This is a genomic window from Pararobbsia silviterrae, assembly GCF_003628125.1.
GTDB lineage: Bacteria > Pseudomonadota > Gammaproteobacteria > Burkholderiales > Burkholderiaceae > Pararobbsia > Pararobbsia silviterrae.
On record NZ_RBZU01000042.1, the window covers coordinates 1 to 1,088 of the forward strand.

The 1,088-nt window shown below is 61.7% G+C and carries 1 protein-coding gene; it reads left to right on the top strand.

Going from position 1 to position 1,088, the window contains the following annotated elements:
* Nucleotides 1-1,088, top strand: a 1,088-nt coding sequence (locus D7S86_RS28935; RefSeq protein WP_147432526.1) for a hypothetical protein, incomplete at both ends; no start/stop codon positions are given.

A 1,088-nucleotide genomic window follows, 5' to 3' on the forward strand; every position in this document is an offset into this window, starting at 1 on the left:
TCGATCGATACACGCAGCGGGTCGGTGAACAATGCGGCCGGGACGATGGCAACGCGTGGCGCATTGACGCTGCACGCGGGCGCGGTCAACAACGAAAGCGGCGCGCTCGAAGCAAAGGGTTCCCTCACCGCCTTCACGAACGGAGCCGCGTTCGATAACAGTGCCTCAGGACGTGTAATCGGCGACCGCATCGCGCTCTCGGCTGGTGAGCTGAAGAACAACACCGGCCTGATCTCCGCCACAACCACATCCAGCCTGCACACCACTGCGATCGAGAACCACGGCGGCGCGATCCTCGCCGGCCAGTCCCTTGAGCTTGTAAATCAAGGTGCCTTGAACAACGCTGCCGGTCAAATCGGCAGCGACGCAGACGTGAAGATTGCGAGCACCGCGATCGACAACACGGCCGGCGCGATCTACGCGGGCGGCACACTGAGTGCAACGGCCGCGACGATCATCAACGCTGCCACGCGCGACGTCACGGTCGATACGCACACAGGTCCGTCATCCATGCCCGCGGGCTTGCAAGGCACGGACGTCATGCTCCTTGCGAATCAGTCGATCGATAACCGTCAAGGCCAGATTCTGGCGCGTCGTGCAATCTCAAGCACCACACCGTCACTCTCCAACGACGCCGGCAAGATCGAAACACCGGGACACATCAAGCTCGCGGGCCTCGATGCCTTTGTCAATCGAGGCGACATCAACGGCGGCACCGCTGTTGCCATCCACGCGAACACGATCGACAACCGCGATACCGTGCAGTCCAAGGGTGACATCACGGTCGATGCGAACACTTCGTTTAAGAACAGTGGCCGCATGATCGCTGGAGGCGATCTCACTGCAACTGCCGGACGCACGCGAAGAACAACGAGTCGCACGCAGATTCCTGACAGTCCCTTGACGGCAGAGCGTGCCTTCAATGATCAAGGGATGCCATCGACAGCCCATGCAGCCGTCTCCAACGACGCTCAAGACGTTCCCGCTGCACACCAAGCGCCCTCGCCCGAAGGCATCGCAACGGCAAGCGAAACCGTGACGACAGACGCAGCCGCGACGACAGATGGAGCGATGCCGACTGACGGCGT